Raw genomic sequence first — 19,398 nt, forward strand, 5'->3', positions numbered from 1 at the left:
CGCTATTTTTTTAGAATATTGCACCACCACCAGGATTGTAGAAGCCCTGACCAATTCACCATCTGTTGCATTTGCTGCGCCGCACAAAAATCAGCGCAACGCCTACAATCGACCCCTGCATGACCACCACTTTTTCCCTTGACGATCTGGCCGCGCGTACCGAGGCCTTGCTCAGTCGCTACGAAGCGCTGGCGCACGCCCACACCGAGCTGCAGGCGCAACTCAACGCCACCCTCCAAGAGCGTGACTCGCTGCGCCTGCGCCTGCAAGCAGCCCGCGCCCGCATTGATACCTTGATCGCACAATTGCCCGTCAATCAAAGCACACACAGCGCTGACCAGGAGGAGGCATGAGCCAAGTTTCCGTAAAAATTTTGCAGCAAGACTATGTTTTAAGCTGCCCCGATGGGCAAGAAGCGGCCTTGCTCGAAGCCGTGGTCAAAGCCAACCAGGCCATGCAGCCCTTGTGTGAATTGGCCAAAGTGCGCACCCGCGAACAGGCTGCCGTGTTGGCGGCCGTGAACTTTGCCTTCCAAAACCAGGCCTTGCAAAAGCACATTCAGCAGCAGCTGCTGCAACCGCAGCCAACCCCCATCTGCACCGCACCCACCGCCGCCGAGCAGGCTCGCCTGAACGCCCTGGTTGAGCGCCTAGACCGGGTGCTGGCACCCTCACCAACAATTTAATTATTTTCTAAGCCCTGCCCCTGCAGGCTTGCTAAAATCGCGCCGTCTGCAATTCTGTCGGGCTTTATATTGCCTTGAACCAATGCTCATTGAGCACGGGCTTGGTACATTGCCTGGGGAGCGTGATCGTCTCGCGTCAGATGAACCCAACGCCAGGCTGCCCTCGCCCACCTGAACCCCCGGTTCAGGTTGACGGCCCGGTAGTTTTGCAGACACCTTATGCCTTCGGCCTTATGCGCAGGGCTGGCACCCGCCAACGCTTGGCTAGGTCGCACACCACAGCTCTGGCCCATGCACCGCATCCAGCCACAGCGCCCACAACGCAACCCCCACCAGCATCGCCCCCGCCGCCCGGGTGCCCCAATCGCTGCGCCAACGCCCCACGGTCCCTTGCAGCAAACGCCAAGCCAGCGGAGCCAGCCACAGCCACAGGCCCGACCCCACGCCAAAAGCCAGCATACTCAGCGCCCCAAAGCCAGGATTGGCCGCCAAGGCGGCGGTCAGCACTGCCGAATACAACAACCCGCATGGCAAAAGTGCCCAGGCCATACCCGCCAAAAAGCTACCACTGGGTTGCGTCACCAAAGGCTGCACTTTGCGCCACACAGCCCGCCCACCAGCCTCCAGCCAGCGCGGCTGTTGGCCCTGGAGCAGCATTAGCCCACCCCAAAACAAAATGGCCAAATGCATGCCCGTCCACACAGGGCGCAGCCAAGTGGTGGTGCTGGCCAGCCAGGCCATCTCGCCCATGGCCCAGGCGGCCAAAGCCCCCAAGGCGCTATAGCCGAGCAAACGCCCAACGTGAAAACTCAGCCACCGCCAACGCGATACGGCCTGGTCAGAAGCACCACCAGAGGCAACCAGCGCACAAGGCGCTGCGCACATGACAAGACAATGGGGCCCCCCTACGAGCCCCATGAATAAGGTTGTCCACAGTAAAGAGATCAGCATGGATCAGATGATCCGCGAAAAGCGCTCCCGACTGCGCGCGGCTTGCAAATAGCGGTCAAACACCAAGGCCACCCCACGGACAAAAAACCATCCCTTAGAAGTGACACGAATACAGTCATCCAACACTTCAACCAAGCCCTCTTCTTGCTGGCCGCGCAGCAACTCAAACTCAGCGGCAAAGTACTGCTTGCAATCAATCAGCCAGGCGTTGTTGATGGATTCAAACAACAGCTCGCCTTGGCACATGATGGCCATGATCACGGCGCGACGAATCAAGTCGTCTTTAGACAGCGCCAAACCACGCACAATGGGCAGCAAACCTTGGTCGATCAAATCGTAATACTCGTCCAAAGTTTTTGCATTTTGGCTGTAAGTGCCGCCAATGCGGCCAATGGCCGACACGCCCAAAGCAATCAAATCGCAATCGGGCTGGGTGCTATAGCCTTGAAAGTTGCGGTGCAAGCGCCCTTGGCGTTTGGCAATCGCCAAGGCATCGTCCGGCAGGGCGAAGTGGTCCATCCCCACGTACACATAACCTGCATCAATAAAGCTATCAATGGCCGCCGAGAGCATTTCCAGCTTGTCACCCGCTGTGGGCAAGTCAGGCCGCACAATGCGCCGCTGCGACTTGAAGCGCTCAGGCAAGTGGGCGTAGCCATACAAGGCAATGCGATCAGGCCGCAACTCGCCCACTTGCTCCAGCGTACGGGCAAAGGATTGCGGATTTTGTTTGGGCAGGCCGTAGATCAAATCGACGTTCAGCGATTTAAAACCGATTTTGCGGGCCGCCTCAACCAAGGCAAACACCTGTTCAGCCGGCTGAATGCGATGCACGGCTTGCTGCACATCAGAGTCAAAATCCTGCACGCCAAAGCTCAGGCGGTTCAGGCCAATATCCCATAGCACTTGCAAACGCTCAGGTGTGACCGTGCGGGGATCCACCTCAATCGAATATTCACCATCGGGGGCAAACTCAAAACGTGCCCGCAGTACCTGCATCAGGCTGACAAGCTCTTCATCGGACAAGAATGTCGGTGTTCCCCCCCCAAAATGCAGCTGACTCACCACCTGCCCACGCCCCAGGTGCTGCACATGCAAATCGAGCTCACGCTCCAGATACTGCAAGTACTTTGCCGCCCGATCATGGTGCTTGGTGATGATTTTGTTGCACGCGCAGTAGTAGCACAGCGATTCACAAAACGGGATGTGGATGTACAGCGACAGTGGCTGCACTGCCGTGGCAGATAGCACTTTGCGCTGCTGCAGCGCAACGATGTAATCTTTTTCGCGGAAGGCCTCAACAAAGCGGTCAGCCGTCGGGTAGGAGGTATAGCGTGGCCCTGGCACGTCATAACGGCGCAGCAAATCGGGCGTGACAATACTCATGGGCAATCTTCTCCTTGGTAAGCCCTTTATTTTCGGGTAAATAACCAAGCTACCGACTTGACGTGCGTCAATTATTTATTTAAAAAGAAACGGGTGATAATTTGACCTAAGTCAGCGCAGCACGGGCTTACCCCAAATGCCCCGTGTTTTTCTTTGTTTTCTCTCTTTGCCCCGGGCAACGGCGGTCTTGGCTCAATGACTCCTACCACTGCATCCATACAAGTTACCTGCTCCAATTGCAATCTGCGCGAACTGTGCATGCCCGTGGGCCTGGACTGCCAGCAAATGCAGCGCATTGAAGAGGTGGTCGCCACCCGGCGCAAGATCAAGCGTGGCGACATGCTGTTTCAAAACGGTGAAGATTTCACCTCGCTGTACGCCATTCGCACCGGATTTTTCAAAACCTGTGTCGCCACCGAGGACGGTCGCTACCAAGTCACCGGCTTTCAAATGGCGGGGGAAATCATTGGCTTGGATGGCATTGTTCACAATCACCACACCTGCGATGCGATTGCGCTAGAGAACGCCGAAGTGTGCGTGATGCCGTTTAACCGCATCGAAGAAATCTCCCGCGAAGTCACGGCGCTGCAATCACATGTGCACAAAGTCATGAGCCGTGAAATCGTGCGCGAGCACAGCGTCATGCTGCTGCTGGGCAGCATGCGGGCAGAGGAACGACTGGCCGCATTTATTTTGAATTTGGTGCAACGCCTGCATTCACGCGGTTTTTCTTCTTCGGAGCTGATTTTGCGCATGACGCGCGAAGAAATTGGCAGTTACCTGGGCCTCAAACTCGAAACTGTCAGCCGCACCTTCTCCAAATTTGTCGAAGATGGCATGGTGGAGGTCAAACAGCGCCATATCCGCATCCTCAACCAAGAGGCACTGCAGCGCTTGGTGAACAATTCCCGCGAAGGGCGCTGACCTGGCCCCTTGGCACCAGCCACCCAACATCCAATATTCAACCCCCAGGCCTGCGCAAAGGCCTGCTCTTTCCCAAACCTCTTGGCACTATCCAGCACCACGCAGGTGCAGCAAGCCTATAGTGCGCCCCCTATGCTACGACTTTCCAACTTTGGCCCCCACGCCCGCATGCTAGGCATGGTCATTCTGTGGGGGGCCTCCTGGCCCGCCGGGCGCATCGTGGCCCAGGCCATGCCGCCGCTGGCCGCTGCCAGCCTGCGCTTTGTGCTGGCGCTGCTGGTGTTGCTGCCGTGGATGTACCACAGTGGCGGTTTTGCACAACTTAAAAACTGGAGCACAAAGCGCTGGATGGGTATGGCTTTAGGCGGTTTTGTTGGGGTATTTGGCTATGCCAGCTTGTTCCTGTCGGGGCTGCAGTACCTGCCGGCGGGCAAGGCGGCCTTGCTGATCACCCTCAATCCGGTGGTCACGCTGCTGCTGGCGGTGTGGCTGTTCAAAGAACGGCTCAATGCCATCATCGGCCTGGGCATGACCATGGCGTTTTGCGGCGCCATCATCGTGATTTCCCAAGGCAACCCCTTGCACATTTTGCAGGGGCAGCTGGGCTTGGGCGAGTGGCTGATTCTGGGTTGTGTGGCCTGTTGGGTGGGCTACACCTTGCTGGGGCGCTGGGTGATGAATGGGGTGGATGCGCTCTCGGCCACGGCGGTGACGGCCAGCTTTGGCACGCTGTTTTTGATTGTGGCCAGCTTGCTGGTGGAAGGCCCTGCCGGAGTGCAAGCTGCCCTGCACAGCGGCTGGAGTGCCTGGGGGGCTTTGTTGTTCTTGGCCTTTGGTGCCACGGCCCTGGCCTATGCCTGGTTCTTTGATGGGGTCAAGCGCCTGGGTGCAGGCGCGGCAGCCGGCTACATCACCCTGGTGCCGGTGGTGGGGGTGGCGGTGTCGGCGCTGCTGCTGCACGAGGCACTGGATACCAGCCTGCTCATTGGCGGCACTTTGGCGGTGCTGGGCACCGCCATCATGCAACGCGGGCGGCGCTAAAAAAGCCCCAGCGCCACGAGCGGCTAGGCCTTTGCAGCCCTCGGGCATTTGCAGTGCATATAGCCCGCCACAGTGTAACCCAACACCGTGGTGCCCACAGCCCCCAGGCCAAAGACCAGGGCAATCAAAAACCAGTCGGCCGGGCCGCCTGCATCGGTAAAGCCCGAGGACGACACCTTGGCCATCACCACTAGGGCCAGCGCACCGCCGAGCAATCCTATTGCTTGAGCACCTACCATGCGCCTAGCAACGATTGTGCGCTCTTTGAATAGTAAAAATAAGAAGGCCAAAGTGCCTCCAGCTATCAAAATAATGAGCAACCACAGCAGCGGTGCGCCCAGCATCTCTTGAAAGACGTACCAGAAAATCAGCGGATCGAGTTCTTTCATGACGGGTTTCCTTCTTGGGGTTCGGGGTTCTGGGAATCAAGCCTGGCCACGCAGCATGCTGATGTAGGTGGGCTTGAGGGCCATGGTCTTCATGACCCAGCTGATCCACAGCTCCTCCAGCGGCGCAATGACCCCGGGGAAGGAGGGCGTGAGATTATTTTCGTAATCAAACTCCACCAGCATGGCCTGGCCTAGGCGGGTGATCAGGGGGCAGGAGGTGTAGCCGTTGTACAGCGCATCGGACTGCTTGCCCTGGATATCGGCCACCAAGTGATCGATGGCCACCGGCACCTGCCACTTCACGCTGGCCGCTGTCTTGCCCTTGGGCACGCCGGCAATGTCGCCCACACCAAAGACGTTGGGGTAGCGCACGTGGCGCAGCGTGCCCTTGTCCACCTCCATCCAGCCCTCGGCAGCCCAGTTGCCGCTTTGCCAGGGCAAAGGGCTGTTGCGCACGGCCTCTGGGGCCAGCATGGGCGGGATGATGTGAATGAAGTCCCAGTTCTGCTCTTCGGTACCCTCTTGGGTCTTGAAAGTGGCAATGCGTTTGCCAGGGTCAATGGCTGTCAGCACCCGGTGGTACTTAGTTTGGATGTTGCGCTCTTTGAACAGCATGCGCACCTTCTCCGAGACGATGGGCACGCTAAATAAGGCCGCGTTGTTCGAGAAATAAACAAACTCTGCCTTGCTGCGCCCGCCCTGGCGCGTGGCGCGGTCTTCGCTGAGAAAGGTGTATTTGAGCGGCGCACCGGCGCACTTCATCTCGGTGTCGGGGCGGGTGAACACACCGCGTCCGCCCTGGGTGGCAAACTGGCTCATCAAGCCCCAGGTGGCGGCTGCGGCATCCGGGCCGTTGTAGATGCTGCCAATGCCATGCTGGCCAATCAGGCCCGGCTCCATGCCTTCGATGCGGCCATATTCCAGCTGCAGGCCGGTGGCGACAATTAAAAAGTCATACGGCAGCACCTGGCCCGATTGCGTAACCACCTTGTTGCCCTCGGGGTCGATTTCGGCAACGCGCTCTTGCACCCACTGCACCCCAGAGGGCACGTAACTACCCGTTTGTGACACCACATAGTCCGCCGGTTTGATGCCCGCGCCCACCAGGGTAAAACCAGGCTGGTAATAGTGCTCTTTGCGCGCGTCCACCAGCGTAATTTGGGCACCCGACAACTGCTGCGCCAGACGCGAAGCCGCCGCCAACCCCGCCGCCCCGGCCCCGGCAATCACGATGCGGGCAGCCGTCTTGACCGGCTGTGCTGCCTGGGCCTGGGCACTGTGCGTGGCGCAAGCGGCGGCTGCACCCGCCGTCAGCAGCTTGAGCCAGTCTCGGCGGTTGAAGTTGTTGATGCGATCCATGCTTGTCTCCTGGAGTAAGAAGCGTCAATTAATTTATTCAAACACAATCTATTTTTAAATAAATTATAGAGTACTGACTGCCACCCTTGCCCAAAAAAACGCCAGGGTTTGCCCGCAGGGCCCTCACTGTCCCACGCCGTACGGCACAAAGCTGCTCTCATCGGTATTGACCCGCAGCGGCTTGCCCGTGAAGGGAAACGCCCGCTGCGGACAAGCGGTGCGCTCGCACACCTTGCAGCCCATGCCAATGGGGGTGGCCGCCTGCAGGTTGCGCAAATCCAGTCCCTTGGAATACACCAGCCGCTGCGCATGCTGCACATCGCAGCCCAGGCCAATGGCAAAGGTTTTGCCCGGCATGCCCCAACCGCGCCCTTCGTGGGTGATGCTGCGGGCAATCCACAAATACACGCGCCCATCGGGCATGCTGGCCAGCTGCGGCAGGATGCGCCCGGGCTGGGCGAAGGCCTCGTACACATTCCACAGCGGGCACGAGCCACCGGTCTTGGAAAAGTGAAAGTGCGTGGCCGACTGGCGCTTGCTGATGTTGCCCGCGCGATCGACGCGGATAAAGAAAAACGGCACCCCCGGCGCGTCCGAGCGCTGCAGGGTCGAGAGGCGGTGGCACACCATCTCGTAGCCCACGCCAAAGCGCTGGCCCAGCAGCTCAATGTCGTAGCCCAGGCTTTCGGCCGCCTGCAAAAACCGCCCATAGGGCAGGATCAGCGCCCCGGCCACGTAGTTGGCCAGGCCAATGCTGGCCAGGCGGCGCGTGGCCTCGTCTTGCCAGTGGTGGGTGGCCAGCAAGGTTTGCATTTGCGGCTGCAGCTCCAGCAGCGCCAGCTGCGTGGCCAATTGAAAGGCTTGCTGGCTGGGCTGTAAATCGGCCGACAGATGCAAGGTGCGGCTGGCGGCATCAAAGCGGCGCAGGGGGGCATCACCGGCTTCGCTGCGCAGCACAAACACGCCGTGCTGGTGGCGCAAATGCTGGGTCAGCCACTCGGGCAGCGCCCCGCCTTGGGCTTGGGCCTGCTGGGCCAGCGCCTCGGCGGCGCGATCCAGGCTGTCAAAGTAATTGCGGTGGGCAAAAAAGAAATCCCGCACGGCCTCAAACGGCATCTGGCCTGGGGGCAAGGCATCGTCCACCCAGCCCGGGGCTTCATCCATGCCAACGCGGCTGAGCCGATCGGCCAGGGTGTGCAACCGCTGGGTGTCCTGCTGATGCCGCCGGTGCAGGGCCAGCAGGGCTTGCGACAGCTGGGGCAACTTGGCCGCCAGCTCGCGCAGCTCGGCCTGCGGCACGGCGGGCAGATCCGGGACTGCGGCCACCGCATCGGACAGCTGGGCCACCAGCCGCGCCTGTTCGTCTTCGGAAAACTGCTGAATATCCACCCCCAGCACACGGTGGACTTTCAGCAGCACCGACACCGTAAACGGCCGCTGGTCTTGCTCCAACTGGTTCAAATAACTGGGCGAAATACCCAAGGCCTGCGCCAGCGCCACCTGCGTCATGCCGCGCTCTTGGCGCAGGGAGCGCAGGCGCACTCCCATAAAAATTTTGGACATCGTCGTACTTACTACGGTAGAAATTCGCAAAATTTGCAAATTAGCGACGTGCAATTTACTATGTTTTGCAAATTCAGTGTTTTAGAAGCGCCTGGTTTTGCGTAAATTGCAAATCAAGCTTGTGCAGCCTCCTCGGTCCATCCAGAAAGAAACCGCCTTTTATGAACCAAAACGCCTACCGCAAAACCCTGCCCGGCACTGCCGATGTGCAGTACTACGACACCCGCGCCGCCATTGATGCCATTGAGCCTGGCGCTTACGCTGGCCTGCCCTACACCAGCCGCATCCTGGCCGAACAACTGGTGCGCCGCTGCGATCCGGCCCTGCTGACCGATGCGCTCAAGCAGCTCATCTACCGCAAGCGCGATCTGGACTTTCCCTGGTACCCGGCCCGCGTGGTCTGCCACGACATCCTGGGCCAGACAGCGCTGGTCGATCTGGCCGGTCTGCGCGATGCCATTGCCGAGCAAGGCGGCGACCCGGCCCAGGTGAACCCGGTGGTGCCCACCCAGCTCATCGTCGATCACTCGCTGGCCGTGGAATACGCCGGCTTTGACCCCGATGCGTTCGAGAAAAACCGCGAAGTCGAAGAGCGCCGCAACGCCGACCGCTTCCACTTCATCGACTGGTGCAAAACCGCGTTCAAGAACGTGGACGTGATCCCTGCGGGCAACGGCATCATGCACCAGATCAATCTGGAAAAAATGAGCCCTGTCATCCAGTTGCGTGACGGCGTGGCCTTCCCCGACACCTGCGTGGGCACCGACAGCCACACCCCGCACGTCGATGCGCTGGGCGTGATCGCTGTGGGCGTGGGCGGCCTAGAGGCCGAAACCGTGATGCTGGGCCGCGCCAGCATGATGCGCCTGCCCGACATCGTTGGCGTGGAGCTGACCGGCCAGCGCCAGCCCGGCATCACCGCCACCGACATCGTGCTGGCGCTGACCGAATTCCTGCGCAAAGAGCGCGTAGTGGGCGCTTACGTGGAGTTTTTCGGCGAGGGTGCCGACAGCCTCTCCATTGGCGACCGGGCCACCATCTCCAACATGTGCCCCGAGTACGGTGCCACGGCGGCGATGTTCTACATCGACCAGCAAACCATTGACTACCTGAAACTCACCGGCCGCGAGCCTGAGCAGGTGGCCTTGGTCGAGCAATACGCCAAAGAAACCGGCCTGTGGGCCGATGCGCTGAAAACCGCCCAGTACGAGCGCGTGCTGCGCTTTGACCTCTCTACCGTGGTGCGCAACATGGCCGGCCCCAGCAACCCGCACCGCCGCCTGCCCACCAGCGACCTGGCCGAGCGCGGCATTGCCGATGCCGCCAAGCTGCAAGCGGGCAAGGGCGAAGAAGCCCAAGGCCTGATGCCCGATGGCGCGGTGATCATTGCCGCCATCACCAGCTGCACCAACACCAGCAACCCGCGCAACGTGGTCGCTGCTGCCCTGCTGGCCAAAAAGGCCAACGCCCTGGGCCTGGTGCGCAAACCGTGGGTGAAAACCTCGTTCGCCCCCGGCTCCAAAGTGGCCAAGCTGTACCTGGAAGACAGCGGCCTGCTGCCCGAGCTGGAAAAGCTGGGCTTTGGCATCGTCGCCTACGCCTGCACCACCTGCAACGGCATGAGCGGTGCGCTCGATCCCAAGATTCAGCAAGAAATCATCGACCGCGACCTGTACGCCACCGCCGTGCTCTCGGGCAACCGCAACTTTGACGGGCGCATTCACCCCTATGCCAAACAGGCCTTCCTGGCCTCGCCCCCGCTGGTCGTCGCCTACGCGTTGGCTGGCACAGTGCGCCTGGACATCGAGCAGGACGCGCTGGGCTTTGATGCCCAAGGCAAGCCCATCACCCTGAAAGACCTGTGGCCCAGCGATGCGGAGATTGATGCCATCGTTGCCGCCAGCGTCAAGCCCGAGCAATTCCACGCGGTGTACGAACCCATGTTCAGCATCCACCGCAGCAAAGGGGAAAAAACCTCGCCCCTGTACGCCTGGCGGCCCACCTCCACCTACATTCGCCGCCCGCCCTACTGGGATACCGAAGGCGTGGGCGCACTGGCCGCCTTCCCCCGCACCCTGAAAGGCATGCGCCCGCTGGCCATCCTGCCGGACAACATCACCACCGACCACCTGTCGCCGTCCAACGCCATCCTGCCCGACTCGGCTGCCGGTGAGTACCTGGCCAAGATGGGCCTGCCCGAGGAGGACTTCAACTCCTACGCCACCCACCGCGGCGATCACCTGACCGCCATGCGTGCCACCTTTGCCAACCCCAAGCTGTTCAACGAAATGGTGAAAAACCCGGACGGCACGGTCAAACAAGGCTCGCTGGCCCGCGTCGAACCCGAAGGCCAAGTCATGCGCATGTGGGAGGCGATTGAAACCTACATGAACCGCCGCCAGCCGCTGATCATCGTCGCCGGGGCCGACTACGGCCAAGGCTCCAGCCGCGACTGGGCCGCCAAGGGCGTGCGCCTGGCCGGGGTGGAAGCCATTGCGGCCGAAGGCTTTGAGCGCATCCACCGCACCAACCTGATCGGCATGGGCGTGCTGCCGCTGGAGTTCAAACCCGGCACCAACCGCAACACCTTGCAGCTGGATGGCACCGAAACCTATGACGTGGAAGGCGATCTGGCCCCACGCGCAGACATGACCCTGGTCATTCAGCGCAAAAACGGCGAAGTGGTGCGTGTGCCCATGACCTGCCGCCTGGATACGGCGGAAGAGGTATCCATCTACGAAGCGGGCGGCGTGCTGCAGCGCTTTGCGCAGGATTTCCTAGCTGGTACCGCTTAATACATAAGGGTTTCAAGGTATTAATGCCTTGAAACCCTTTATTTAACAGCGCAACAAGCTATGAAAGGTTCAATCTTTATGCCACAACCCCAACTTCGCATCCCTGCCACCTACATCCGGGGCGGCACCAGCAAGGGCGTGTTCTTTCGCCTGCAAGACCTGCCGCAAAGCTGCCAAGTGCCGGGCCGCGCGCGCGACCAGCTGTTTCAGCGCGTCATCGGCAGCCCCGACCCCTACAGCGCCCACATCGACGGCATGGGCGGCGCCACCTCCAGCACCAGCAAGTGCGTGATCCTGTCCAAAAGCACGCGCCCCGACCACGACGTGGACTACCTCTACGGGCAAGTGTCCATCAACACCGACTTTGTGGACTGGAGCGGCAACTGCGGCAACCTGTCCACCGCGGCGGGCGCGTTTGCCATCCACGCCGGGCTGGTCGATGCCAGCCGCATCCCAGGCAATGGCACGGGCAGCGGCACCTGCGTGGTGCGCATCTGGCAAGCCAACATTGGCAAAACCATCATTGCCCACGTACCCATCACCAACGGGCAGGTGCAAGAAACGGGCGATTTTGAGCTGGACGGCGTGACCTTCCCCGCTGCCGAGATCGTGCTCGAATTCATGGACCCCTCGGACGATGGCGACGACGGCGGCGCGATGTTCCCCACCGGCAACTTGGTCGATACGCTGGACGTGCCCGGCGTGGGCAGCTTTCCCGCCACCATGATCAGCGCCGGCATCCCCACCGTGTTCGTAAACGCAGCCGACATCGGCTACCAGGGCACCGAACTGCGCGAAGACATCAACAACGACCCCGCGCAGCTGGAGCGTTTTGAAAAAATCCGCGTCGCCGGGGCCCTGCGCATGGGCCTGATCCAAACCCCGGAAGAAGCCCTCAAGCGCCAGCACACGCCCAAGATTGCCTTTGTCAGCCCACCCAAGAGCTACACCGCCTCCAGCGGCAAAGCCATCGCAGCGGGCGATGTGGATTTGCTGGTGCGTGCCCTGTCCATGGGCAAGCTGCACCACGCCATGATGGGCACCTGCGCCGTGGCCATTGGCACCGCCGCCGCTGTGCCCGGCACGCTGGTGAATCTGGCCGCCGGTGGCGGTGAGCGCGAAGCCGTCCGTTTTGGCCACCCCTCGGGCACGCTGCGCGTGGGCGCAGAAGCCAAGCAGGTGAATGGCCAGTGGCAAGTGACCAAGGCGGTCATGAGCCGCAGCGCCCGCATCCTGATGGAAGGCTGGGTGCGCGTACCCGCCGAAACCCTCGAATAACCCCTTCTTTTCCCTTTCCCCTTTTTTCATTCCAAGGAGCGACACGATGACCACTGAACAAGCAGCCCCCACCTTCAAGCCCAAAAAGTCTGTGGCCCTGTCCGGCGTGACCGCTGGCAACACCGCGCTGTGTACCGTCGGCAAGACCGGCAACGACCTGCACTACCGTGGCTACGACATTCTGGAACTGGCCGACCAGTGCGAATTTGAAGAAGTGGCCCACCTGCTGGTCCACGGCAAGCTGCCCACCCGCGCAGAACTCAAGGGCTACAAAGCCAAGCTCAAGGCCCTGCGCGGCCTGCCTGCCAACGTCAAGGCGGCGCTGGAGCAGCTGCCCGCTTCCAGCCACCCCATGGACGTGATGCGCACCGGCGTGTCCGTGCTGGGCTGCACCCTGCCGGAAAAAGACGACCACAACATCGCTGGCGCGCGCGACATCGCCGACCGCCTGATGGCTTCGCTGGGCTCCATGCTGCTGTACTGGTACCACTTCAGCACCAATGGCCGCCGCATCGAAGTGGAAACCGACGACGACAGCATCGGCGGCCACTTCCTGCACCTGCTGCACGGTGCCAAGCCCGCCGACAGCTGGGTCAAGGCCATGAACATTTCGCTCAACCTGTACGCTGAGCACGAGTTCAACGCCTCCACCTTCACCTCGCGCGTGATTGCCGGCACGGGCAGCGATATGTACTCGGCCATCACCGGCGCGATTGGCGCGCTGCGCGGCCCCAAGCACGGCGGTGCCAACGAAGTGGCTTTTGAAATTCAAAAGCGCTACGACAACCCCGATGAAGCCGAAGCCGACATCCGTGCCCGCGTGGAGCGCAAGGAAGTGGTCATTGGCTTTGGTCACCCCGTGTACACCATCAGCGACCCGCGCAACGTGGTCATCAAAGGCGTGGCCAAGCAGCTGTCGGACGAGGCTGGCTCCACCAAGATGTACGACATCGCCGAGCGCCTGGAATCGGTCATGTGGGAAGTCAAAAAAATGTTCCCCAACCTGGACTGGTTCAGCGCCGTGAGCTACCACATGATGGGCGTGCCCACCGCCATGTTCACGCCGTTGTTTGTGATCGCCCGCACCAGCGGCTGGGCGGCGCACATCATCGAGCAGCGCATCGACAACAAGATCATCCGCCCCAGCGCCAACTACACCGGCCCGGACGATCTGAAGTTTGTGCCCATCGACGAGCGCAAGTAATCATTGAACAACGTAGCTGCTACCGCTAATAAATAAACGATTTCAGCCATAAAACATGCTGAAATCCTTATTTAGCAAGCGCAACAAGCTATTGAAACCATGAAGGCTGGCCCTCGCTATTTGGGGCCAGCTTTTTTCACTTGCACAGCAAAGGATTGTTATGAGCACCACCCAACAACAACTGCGCTCCCTGATCGCCCAACGCCGCGGCGTGATCGTGCCCGGCGCGTTCAACGCCATGTCCGCCCGCCTGGTGGCCGACATGGGCTTTGAAGCCATTTATGTGACCGGCGCTGGCGTGACCAATATGTGGTTTGGCCTGCCCGACCAAGGCTTTATGGGCCTGACCGACATCGCCGACCACACCGCCCGCATCCGCGACGCGGTAGAGGTGCCGCTGATCGTCGATGCCGACACCGGCTTTGGCAACGCGCTGAACACCTACCACGCCGTGCGCACCCTGGAGCGCGCCGGGGCCGACTGCATCCAGCTGGAAGACCAGGTCAGCCCCAAGCGCTGCGGCCACTTCAACGGCAAAGAAGTGATTGAAGCCAGCGAAATGATCGGCAAGATCAAGGCCGCGTGCGATGCACGCCGCAACAAGGGCACCATCATCATGGCCCGCACCGATGCCGCCGCTATCCACGGCTTTGACGCAGCGGTGGAACGCGCCCAGCAATACGCCGAGGCCGGTGCCGACCTGCTGTTTGTCGAAGCCGTCACCAGCGCCGAGCACATCGCCGCCCTGCCCCAGCGCCTGAAAACGCCCCAGCTGATGAACATGGTCATCGGCGGCAAAACGCCCATCACCAGCACCGAAGAGCTGGCCAAAATGGGCTACGGCATCGTGCTGTACGCCAACGCCGCCCTGCAAGGCGCGGTGGCCGGCATGCAACGCGCCCTGGGCGTGCTGAAAAACGAAGGCCACATCCAAGAAGACCCCAACCTGGTCGCACCGTTTGCCGAGCGCCAGCGTTTGGTCAACAAGCCCATCTGGGATGCGCTGGAGAAAAAATACCAGTAAAGTTCAGCCCCACACGGTTGTACCTTCCACGCGAAAACCGCCGCACCCGCTGGCGGTTTTTTTGCGCCCCTGGTTGGTTGCTTTCTTTTTTCACCCCCATTTTCCAGCGCCCCCATGAGCACTGTTCACCTGATTGACCACCCCCTCGTCCAGCACAAACTGACCCTGATGCGCCGCAAAGAAGCCAGCACCAACAGCTTTCGGCGCATGCTGGGCGAGCTGTCCACGCTGATGGCCTACGAGCTCACGCGCGACATGCCGCTGCAAGAGATCGAAATTGAAACCCCGCTGGAGACCACCACCGGCAAAGTCATCGACGGCAAAAAACTGGTGCTGGTGTCCATCCTGCGCGCGGGCAACGGCTTTTTGGACGGCATGCTCAACGTCGTGCCCGGCTCGCGCATCGGCCACATTGGCCTGTTTCGCGACCCGCAGACCCTGCAGCCGGTCGAGTACTACTACAAAATGCCCGACAAAATGTGCGAGCGCGATGCCATCGTCGTCGATCCCATGCTGGCCACGGGCAACTCGGCCGCCGCCGCCGTCAGCCACCTGAAAAACCGCAGCCAGCCCAAAAGCATCAAATTCATGTGCCTGCTGGCCGCCCCCGAGGGCATCGCCACGCTGCAGGCCGCCCACCCGGATGTGGACATCTACACCGCCGCCATCGACCGCCAGCTGGACGATCATGGCTACATCCTGCCCGGCCTGGGCGATGCGGGCGACCGCATTTTTGGCACCAAGTAAGCTATTTAAAATAGCGCCTTGCGCTTAAATAAGCTTAAAAATACTATCTAACCATCTAAAAGCACTCTGTGCCATTGCGCAGAGTGCTTCTTTATTTTTATCTGCCATGTCTGCTGAAATCACCGTCCTGCCCGAACTCAAAGCCTATATCGACCCCCTTACCCCGGATGAACACGATGCCCTGGAGCGCAGCATCCTGGCCGAAGGCTGCCGCGATGCCTTGGTGCTGTGGGGCAATATCTTGGTGGACGGGCACAACCGCTACGGCATTTGCCAAAAACATGGCCTGCCCTTTCAAACCGTGCAAAACACCCAGTTTGCGAGCATGGAAGACGTGCACCTGTGGATGATTGACCAGCACCTGGGCCGGCGCAGCGTCTCGGACTTTCAGCGCGGCGTGCTGGCCCTGCGCAAGCGCGAAATCATCGCCCAGCGCCGCGCCACCGCCGCCACCGCCGTGCAGCAAGCCACCCAGCACGACGCAGCCGACGACCCCACCGAGGCCAGCCAGGCCGCGCTGGCCAGCGTCCCCAAAGTGCCGGACCAGGCCCTGGACACCCGCGAAGCCCTAGCACGGGCCGCCCGCCTGTCTCCCGCCCAGGTCAAGCACATTGAAACCATCCAAGAAAAAGCCGCCCCCGAGCTGGTGGCTGCCATCAAAAATGGCGAACTCTCGCTCAGCACCGCCGCTGTGCTGGCCAAGCTGCCCGTGGCCGAGCAACAAACCGCCGCCCAAGACGGTGCCCAGGGCCTGAAAGAGGCCGCCAAGCGCATCCGCCAAGCCCAAAAAGTCGCCCGCCAAGAAAAAGCCAGCCAAGCCCTGAACCCAGCCGAGCACGATGATGCGCCACCCCACGCACCCGCCGACACCCAGGCCCTGCAAGCGCGCATCGCCACCTTGGAAGAAGAAAACCAGCGCCTGCGCCTGCAAGTGCAAACCCTGCAAGAGCTGCTGGCAGAGCAAGGCCAGTAACCCCCCGGTGCGCAGCATCCGCTACTAAATAAGGCTTTAGTTTTCCCTGCGCCTGCCGATAAAAGGGGCACCCTCTCTCACAAGCGCAGGAGAACACCATGGTTGCACCCACCGCCAGCCTGGCCCCAAGCCAACCCACCACCCCATCCCCCGCAGCCAACGATGCGCTGACCCAAGCCAAAGCGGCCAGCCAAAGCCGCCCCCAAGGCCAGCGCGACACGCTGAACGCCCAAATTTTGCAAGCATCGCTGCAAGTGTCACTGCAAGCGGGCAACAACAGCATGGCCTTGCTGTACCGCACCGCCATTGACGGCATCAACGAATATTTAGCTCCCGAACTGGGCCCCGATGCGATTGGCCAAGCCATGGGCCAGGACAACAGCCCCGAGGGCACCGCCAGCCGCATCTTGAGCATGTCCACCGCGTTTTTTGAAGCCTATGCCGCCCAGCACAAAGACGATGCACCCGAGGATGTCATCCGTAATTTTGTCGGGCTGATTCGCGGTGGTTTTGAACAAGGCTTCAACGAGGCCAGCGACATCCTGAATGGGCTGGGCGTACTGGGCGAAGGCAGCCCGATTGCCCAAGGCATCAACCAAACCTTTGAACTGGTGCAAAAAGGCTATGACGAATTTTTAGCCGCCAAACTGGCCGCGCTCACCCCAAAAGAGGCCCCAAAAGACACCCCCGAAGCGGCCCTCCGAGCCTAAGAACGTGTTCACGATCTCCTCATGGGTGTGCGGGCGCGGCTTCGGGCGGTCTGCGTCGTTGCAAATCCTCGCAATAGCCAAGCTATTGCTGTGGTTTGCGCCTCGCAACCCATCCCGAACCGCATCCCCCACACCTTCATCCGAGATCATGAACACGTTCTAAGCAACACCGCCGCACACCCTGCTGTGCTGCGTTGCAACCCCAAGCACCCCAAGCTGCCAGTTGGCCTGGGTGCTATTTTTTTTGCACCGTTTTCTTCCCCCCAAGAACCGTAGCAGCGAAGCAACATTTTTTAATCAATTGCACCCTTTTGACGCGCATTTTGTTGCCGCCCCAACTCTAGAGCTACTAAACTTGTAGCGTAATGACGCGCCACCACGGCGCAGCACTAGGAGAAGCACCCATGAGTTTGAAAGACAATATCGCCATTCATCAACTGTTTGACCAGCTAGAGCGCCGCTATGCCCTGCGCATTCTCTGGGCCTTGCGCGATGGCTACCCCCAAACCTTCCGCCTGCTGCAAGACAGCGTGGGCGGCATCACCCCCAACACCTTGAACACCCGCATCAAAGAACTGCGCGAAGCTGGCTTCATGGAGCACGGCAGCGATGGCTACACCGTCACCTTGCAGGGCCAAGACCTGCTCAAACGCCTGAACGACTTGCAGGCTTTTGCCAATCGTTGGGTCAAGAACAAAGACTAACCCCAGCGCTTCGACTTCCCTTTAGCCCCCTACACAACGACGAAAACGAAAGCATTTATGGCTCTGCAACAAACCGCCTCTGGCTTGCAATACGAAGACACCGTGACCGGCACGGGTGCCACCGCTGTGGCAGGTAAACAAGTCACCGTGCATTACACCGGCTGGCTGTACCAAAACGGGCAGCAAGGTGCCAAATTTGATTCCAGCAAAGACCGCAACGACCCCTTTGTGTTTGCCCTGGGCGCAGGCATGGTCATTCGCGGCTGGGACGAAGGCGTGCAAGGCATGCAAGTGGGTGGCCAGCGCACCTTGATCATCCCCCCTGAGCTGGGCTACGGCGCTTACGGTGCCGGTGGCGTCATTCCCCCCAACGCCACCCTCAAATTTGACGTAGAGCTGCTGGCGGTTTAAATCGCCAGTCCGGGAAGGCTGACCATAAAAAAGCGCTCCTATGAAAGGAGCGCTTTTTTTATCTGGCTTTATCTGGCAACACTGCCACCGCAGCTTGCCACTGCAGGGCCATGGCCTGGAATCTAACGGTAATACGCCTCCACCGTGCCTTTGAGCTTCATCAGCAAAGGCCGCCCTTTGCGATCCAGGGTTTTGCCGGCCGGCACCTTCACCCAGCCTTCGCTCACGCAGTACTCCTCCACATCTTGGCGCTCTTGGCCATTAAAACGAATCCCAACATCGTGCTCAAACACCGCCGCCACAAAGTGCGGGCTGCGGGGGTCTATCGACAAGTGATCGGGCAGTGCGGGGCGCTCAGTGGATTGCGTCATAACAAAAAAACAAAGAAAAGTTGCAAAGGCGCGATTGTAGAAAATTCCCTGAAACCCTTGATTGCCCAGCAGCACCACCCCTGCGCAGGCCCCAAACCCGCAACCCCCTTGTGCGCTTTGGTTTGGCGCATCTTGTTAAACGCTTTAAATCCGGTATATAATTTCAGTCTTGTCGGCGTGTAGCGCAGCCTGGTAGCGCACTTGCATGGGGTGCAAGGGGTCGCGAGTTCGAATCCCGCCACGCCGACCATTGATTCCAAAAGGCCAACATTTTAAAATGTTGGCCTTTTTTGTTTTTTACCTATTTTTTTGATTCGCCACGAAAGTTTTATTCCATGATTGAAGGCTTGATCACCGGACGCCTGACCACCGACCCCAGCGAGCGCACCGACCGCTTTGGCAAAACCTTCATGGTGGCCCGGATGCGTGCCACCGTCGGCGACGGCAACTTGCGCCCCAACGCAGCCGCCGAAATCCCCAGCAGCCTGTTTGTGAATGTTGTCGCCTTTGACCCCGTCCCCTGCAAACAGCTACTGGATTTGCAAGAGGGCGATGTGGTGTCCATCGTCGGCCCCCTCACGCCCAAAGTCTGGACAGACAAGCAAGGTGCCAGCTACCCCGCCTTGGATGTTGTGGCCTACCGGGTGCTGGCCGTCCCAACCCAAATACATAGCGCAGAATTTGCTTAAAGCACTTTTCTGCCAATCAAAGCTAAAAACAAAAAGCCCTTGGATTGAAACAATCCAAGGGCTTTTAAATTGGTCGGCGTGGCGGGATTCGAACTCGCGACCCCTTGCACCCCATGCAAGTGCGCTACCAGGCTGCGCTACACGCCGAAGCTGCGGATTATAGAGGGGAAAAACCCGCAATTTTACAAACTTGC

Annotated in this window: 20 protein-coding genes and 2 tRNA genes; 15 read left to right on the top strand and 7 right to left on the bottom strand. The window is 60.3% G+C overall.

The genetic code is table 11. The annotated features are described in order from the left end of the window. Positions 1-119 precede the first annotated feature (119 nt). Positions 120-353: a DUF904 domain-containing protein gene (locus ACFO24_RS12310; RefSeq protein WP_207574185.1), complete on the top strand. Its 234-nt coding sequence runs from the start codon at positions 120-122 to the stop codon at positions 351-353. Further along, a complete protein-coding gene (locus tag ACFO24_RS12315; RefSeq protein ID WP_377738611.1) occupies positions 350-685 on the top strand; it encodes a cell division protein ZapA in 336 nt (111 codons plus the stop codon). Before ACFO24_RS12310 ends, ACFO24_RS12315 begins: the two co-directional genes overlap by 4 nt. A gap of 264 nt (positions 686-949) precedes the next feature. On the opposite strand, the gene ACFO24_RS12320 is transcribed toward ACFO24_RS12315, so the two are convergent. Both ACFO24_RS12320 and hemN read right to left on the bottom strand, forming a co-directional pair. Continuing rightward, positions 950-1,636: a sulfite exporter TauE/SafE family protein gene (locus tag ACFO24_RS12320; protein WP_377738612.1), complete on the bottom strand. Its 687-nt coding sequence runs from the start codon at positions 1,634-1,636 to the stop codon at positions 950-952. Between the two features lie 3 nt (positions 1,637-1,639). Next, the gene (gene hemN / locus ACFO24_RS12325; RefSeq protein ID WP_377738614.1) at positions 1,640-3,022 is read right to left on the bottom strand and encodes an oxygen-independent coproporphyrinogen III oxidase; all 1,383 of its coding nucleotides are present in this window, start codon (positions 3,020-3,022) and stop codon (positions 1,640-1,642) included. A 195-nt stretch (positions 3,023-3,217) separates the two neighbouring features. Here hemN and fnr point away from each other — a divergent pair, with 195 nt between their 5' ends. Both fnr and ACFO24_RS12335 read left to right on the top strand, forming a co-directional pair. Next, a complete protein-coding gene (gene fnr / locus ACFO24_RS12330; protein WP_207574181.1) occupies positions 3,218-3,946 on the top strand; it encodes a fumarate/nitrate reduction transcriptional regulator Fnr in 729 nt (242 codons plus the stop codon). Positions 3,947-4,078: 132 nt separating this feature from the next. Further along, the gene (locus ACFO24_RS12335; protein ID WP_377738615.1) at positions 4,079-4,987 is read left to right on the top strand and encodes a DMT family transporter; all 909 of its coding nucleotides are present in this window, start codon (positions 4,079-4,081) and stop codon (positions 4,985-4,987) included. Between the two features lie 23 nt (positions 4,988-5,010). Here ACFO24_RS12335 and ACFO24_RS12340 read toward each other — a convergent pair whose 3' ends face one another. The 3 genes from ACFO24_RS12340 to ACFO24_RS12350 all read right to left on the bottom strand — a co-directional run bounded on the left by ACFO24_RS12340 (position 5,011) and on the right by ACFO24_RS12350 (position 8,298). Then, positions 5,011-5,376 (bottom strand): DUF5368 domain-containing protein, encoded by a 366-nt coding sequence (locus tag ACFO24_RS12340; RefSeq protein ID WP_207574179.1) that lies wholly within the window; start codon positions 5,374-5,376, stop codon positions 5,011-5,013. A gap of 36 nt (positions 5,377-5,412) precedes the next feature. Further along, on the bottom strand, positions 5,413-6,735 hold the full coding sequence (locus ACFO24_RS12345; protein WP_377738617.1) for an NAD(P)/FAD-dependent oxidoreductase: 1,323 nt from the start codon (positions 6,733-6,735) through the stop codon (positions 5,413-5,415). A gap of 123 nt (positions 6,736-6,858) precedes the next feature. Continuing rightward, a complete protein-coding gene (locus tag ACFO24_RS12350; protein WP_207574178.1) occupies positions 6,859-8,298 on the bottom strand; it encodes a short-chain fatty acyl-CoA regulator family protein in 1,440 nt (479 codons plus the stop codon). 161 nt (positions 8,299-8,459) lie between these two features. Between ACFO24_RS12350 and acnD the strand changes: the two genes are divergently transcribed. The 9 genes from acnD (at position 8,460) to ACFO24_RS12395 (ending at position 18,144) form a co-directional block, all read left to right on the top strand. Continuing rightward, positions 8,460-11,093, top strand: coding sequence for a Fe/S-dependent 2-methylisocitrate dehydratase AcnD (acnD, locus tag ACFO24_RS12355; RefSeq protein ID WP_377738618.1), 2,634 nt, complete (start codon positions 8,460-8,462; stop codon positions 11,091-11,093). Between the two features lie 78 nt (positions 11,094-11,171). Beyond that, positions 11,172-12,371: a 2-methylaconitate cis-trans isomerase PrpF gene (prpF, locus tag ACFO24_RS12360; protein ID WP_377738619.1), complete on the top strand. Its 1,200-nt coding sequence runs from the start codon at positions 11,172-11,174 to the stop codon at positions 12,369-12,371. Positions 12,372-12,417: 46 nt separating this feature from the next. Beyond that, complete coding sequence (prpC, locus tag ACFO24_RS12365) at positions 12,418-13,575, top strand: bifunctional 2-methylcitrate synthase/citrate synthase (RefSeq protein WP_207574175.1); 1,158 nt, start codon at positions 12,418-12,420, stop codon at positions 13,573-13,575. Between the two features lie 160 nt (positions 13,576-13,735). After that, a complete protein-coding gene (locus tag ACFO24_RS12370) occupies positions 13,736-14,599 on the top strand; it encodes an isocitrate lyase/PEP mutase family protein (RefSeq protein ID WP_377738620.1) in 864 nt (287 codons plus the stop codon). 114 nt (positions 14,600-14,713) lie between these two features. Further along, positions 14,714-15,346, top strand: coding sequence for a uracil phosphoribosyltransferase (upp, locus tag ACFO24_RS12375; protein ID WP_207574173.1), 633 nt, complete (start codon positions 14,714-14,716; stop codon positions 15,344-15,346). Positions 15,347-15,452: 106 nt separating this feature from the next. Then, the gene (locus tag ACFO24_RS12380) at positions 15,453-16,319 is read left to right on the top strand and encodes a plasmid replication/partition related protein (protein WP_377738621.1); all 867 of its coding nucleotides are present in this window, start codon (positions 15,453-15,455) and stop codon (positions 16,317-16,319) included. A gap of 98 nt (positions 16,320-16,417) precedes the next feature. Beyond that, entirely contained in the window at positions 16,418-17,029 is a 612-nt protein-coding gene (locus ACFO24_RS12385) for a DUF5610 domain-containing protein (protein ID WP_377738622.1), read from the top strand. 404 nt (positions 17,030-17,433) lie between these two features. Beyond that, positions 17,434-17,733: a winged helix-turn-helix transcriptional regulator gene (locus ACFO24_RS12390; RefSeq protein WP_207574170.1), complete on the top strand. Its 300-nt coding sequence runs from the start codon at positions 17,434-17,436 to the stop codon at positions 17,731-17,733. A gap of 57 nt (positions 17,734-17,790) precedes the next feature. Further along, positions 17,791-18,144, top strand: coding sequence for an FKBP-type peptidyl-prolyl cis-trans isomerase (locus tag ACFO24_RS12395; protein WP_207574169.1), 354 nt, complete (start codon positions 17,791-17,793; stop codon positions 18,142-18,144). Positions 18,145-18,266: 122 nt separating this feature from the next. Here the strand turns inward: ACFO24_RS12395 and ACFO24_RS12400 are convergent, their stop codons facing one another. Continuing rightward, positions 18,267-18,515 carry a DUF3297 family protein gene (locus ACFO24_RS12400; protein ID WP_377738623.1) on the bottom strand — a complete coding sequence of 83 codons (249 nt, stop codon included), beginning with the start codon at positions 18,513-18,515 and terminating at the stop codon, positions 18,267-18,269. Positions 18,516-18,688: 173 nt separating this feature from the next. On the opposite strand from ACFO24_RS12400, the gene ACFO24_RS12405 reads away from it, so the two are divergent. Then, positions 18,689-18,765, top strand: a tRNA-Pro gene (locus tag ACFO24_RS12405). An 85-nt stretch (positions 18,766-18,850) separates the two neighbouring features. Beyond that, complete coding sequence (locus tag ACFO24_RS12410) at positions 18,851-19,204, top strand: single-stranded DNA-binding protein (RefSeq protein ID WP_207574167.1); 354 nt, start codon at positions 18,851-18,853, stop codon at positions 19,202-19,204. 70 nt (positions 19,205-19,274) lie between these two features. On the opposite strand, the gene ACFO24_RS12415 is transcribed toward ACFO24_RS12410, so the two are convergent. Beyond that, positions 19,275-19,351: transfer RNA gene (locus tag ACFO24_RS12415), tRNA-Pro, on the bottom strand. Positions 19,352-19,398 lie beyond the last annotated feature (47 nt).

This window comes from Comamonas denitrificans, assembly GCF_042654745.1.
In the GTDB taxonomy this organism is placed as follows: domain Bacteria; phylum Pseudomonadota; class Gammaproteobacteria; order Burkholderiales; family Burkholderiaceae_C; genus Comamonas; species Comamonas denitrificans.